Consider the following 3,123-nt stretch of genomic DNA (forward strand, 5'->3'; position numbering starts at 1 on the left):
CAGCAAAACGAAGGAAGTCCCGATTATATTTCTCTCAGCCGTCAATACGGAAAAACGGTTTATTACCCGCGGCTATGCCTCGGGCGGTAAAGATTATGTGACAAAACCGGTAGACCCGGAAATCCTGCTGCTGAAAGTAAAAACCTTCTACAACCTGCAGGCGCAGAGCATTGCCATGAAAAAGACGCAGCAAAGCCTGGAGCTTGAAGTGAAAGGCAGAAGGGAATCACAGGTAACGATGAAATCCCAGATCGACCATTTCCACCTGATGCTGGAATCCCTGCCGCAGATCGCATTCACCCTCAATGAAGACGGTGTCGTGGATTTCGTAAACTGTAAATGGCACGATTATTCGGATGCCGGAACGGAATTTCCGGAGACCCATCCCGATGACCCCGGCATCCAGGAAGAATTTGACCGCTGTAAAAAGAACGGAAAAGCGATGGAGCTGGAGGTAAGAATCAGAAACAGGGAATCGGGCAAATACCGTTATCACCTGTTGAGGGTAACCCCGGTATATGAAGGCGAAAGCATCAAAAACTGGGTAGGAACCTTTACCGATATTGATGATCAGAAGAAAGTGGAAAAGGAAAAGGATGAATTCCTGAGTATCGCCAGCCACGAGCTGAAAACGCCGCTCACCAGTATCAAAGCCTATGTCCAGCTGCTGGAAAGAAGACTCAAGCTCAGCAAAGACAGCGCAGAAGCCGGATTCGTAACAAAGGCGCAGGAACAGATAGAAAAGCTGAATACCCTGATTACCGATCTGCTGGATGTTTCCAAAATAGAAAACGGGAAGCTGAAAATCAATAAAAAGCCGGCCAACCTGGAACAGGTGATCAGTAATGCGATCGATATTATCCTGCAGACCCATGATGAAGACCGGGTAAAGATCAGACGGGACGGCATCAGGCCGGATATTCTGATTCCTCTTGATGAAATCCGCATTGAACAGGTGCTGATCAACTTCCTGACCAATGCCATTAAATATTCTCCAAAGAACAATCAGGTGATTGTGACCACTTTTGTGGATGAAGAAGAGCAGGAAGTAAGGGTAAACGTTACCGACTTCGGAATCGGGATCCCGGATTTCAAGCAGGAGGCTGTCTTCCGTAAGTTTTACCGCGTGGAAGAATCTTCCCTGCAGTTCCAGGGCATGGGCATCGGCCTTTTCATCTGTTCGGAAATCATCAAGCAGCACCACGGGAACATCGGCGTTTCCAGCAAAGTAGACGAAGGATCTACGTTTTATTTTACCTTACCTTTAAATTAAATTAAATTTTTCATGCCGAAAAAAATCATAAGAAACCTTCAGTTCGGGGTCGGCCTCTCTCTGGTGATCCTCATCGCCAGCTCTGCGGCGTCCTATTGGAGCATACAGAATCAGATGGCCCACCGTGACAGTCTTTCAAAAAGCCGCAGAGCCATTACTGCAGTAAAGGATGTCCTGATTTCATTGCTGGATGCAGAAACGGGAAACCGCGGATACCAGCTTACCGGAAGAGAAAACTACCTTGAGCCTTATTACCGCAGCCTGACGGAATTCCCCAAAGCCATAGAACAGGCGAAAACACTTGATATCAACGATAAAAACCAGATTGAACGGCTCAATGAACTGGAGCGGAATGTCAACAGCAATATGGCCAACCTTAAATACCTGGTGGAAAACCGGAAGAAAGGGGCGGTAATGACCCAGCAGCAGGTCATGTCAAGTAAAGTATACATGGACCGCTGCCGCCAGATTGTGCAGGATTTCGTAAAATATGAAGAAGCACAGCTCGCCGTTAAAAACAAAGACCTTAACTCCTCGTCGAGAACCACCGTTCTATTCATCATCTTTTCATCCCTTGCTGCCATTGTGGTAACGGCATTTTTCTACATGAAGCTGCGTGCAGACCTCATCCGGCGGGAAAGACTGGAAAAAGCGCTGCGGGCAAAAGACCTGGAAATCAGCAAAAGGGTCAGCGCCATCCAGCAGATTGCCAACAGGGTCGCCAACGGCGATTACAGCCAACGGACCATTGACCACTCCGAAGATGACCTGGGAGATCTCGCAGAATCCCTTAACCACATGACCGAATCACTCAAGAATTCATTTGAAACCATCAACAACAGCGACTGGAGACAGAAGGGGCTTGCTTTGCTCAATGAGTCCCTGGTAGGGAACAAATCGGTCAAGGAAGTAGCTGCAGAATCTCTGGACCAGCTGGTTACCTACGGCCAATGCAGCAACGGGTCGATGTACATTTTTGATGAAGGGATCCTGAAGCTGACGGCCTCTTTCGGGCTGGAAGAAAATATGAAAAAGTATTTCGAGCCCGGTGAAGGAATGGTAGGCCAGGTATTCACCAGCGAAAATATGCAGATCTACACGGATCTCAGCGAATATGATTTTACCGTAAGTTTTGCCAGCAGCCGGATAAAACTGAACGGCATTATCCTGATTCCTGTTTTTGCAGACCACCATTGTATCGGTGTGATCGAGCTTGGCACCACTTCGGAATTCCGGGAGCATGTCATCAGCTATTTCGAAGAATGCAGCCGTAATATCGGTATTGCCCTGGGAGCAGCAAAAGGCCGTGAAAAAGAACAGCAGCTGATGGAAGAGACCCAGGCCCAGTCTGAAGAACTGCAGGTGCAGCACTCCGAACTCGAAAACCTGAACACGGAACTGGAAGCCCAGACCCAGAAGCTCCAGGCTTCGGAAGAAGAACTGAAGGTACAGCAGGAAGAACTGATGCAGGCCAACGCGGAACTGGAAGAACGGTCAAGATTGCTGGAAGAGAAAAACCATATGATTGCGGAGCGCAACAATGAGATTCAGAAAAAAGTGGAGGAGCTGGCCCTTAGCACAAAATACAAATCCGAGTTCCTGGCCAATATGTCCCATGAACTGCGTACGCCGCTGAATTCCATCCTTCTGCTTTCCAGGCTGATGGCGGAAAATCCGGAAGAAAACATGAACGAAGACCAGATTGAATCCGCGAAGGTGATCCAGAGCTCCGGCAGCAGCCTGCTGACCCTGATTGATGAGATCCTGGATCTTGCCAAGATCGAGTCCGGCAAAATGACCCTGGAATACCAGGATGTCATGATCGAAGATATCCTCAAAGACCTCAGGAG

General features: G+C 48.4%; 2 protein-coding genes. Both read left to right on the top strand.

What is annotated here, in order from left to right; genetic code table 11:
* A partial coding sequence (locus QZ735_RS04690; protein ID WP_294244885.1) for an ATP-binding protein occupies positions 1–1,273 on the top strand: 1,273 nt, incomplete at its 5' end.
* 12 nt (positions 1,274–1,285) lie between these two features.
* The coding region (locus QZ735_RS04695; protein ID WP_294244887.1) for a CHASE3 domain-containing protein at positions 1,286–3,123 on the top strand (1,838 nt) is incomplete at its 3' end.

Source organism: uncultured Chryseobacterium sp. (genome assembly GCF_913776365.1).
Taxonomy (GTDB): Bacteria; Bacteroidota; Bacteroidia; order Flavobacteriales; family Weeksellaceae; genus Chryseobacterium.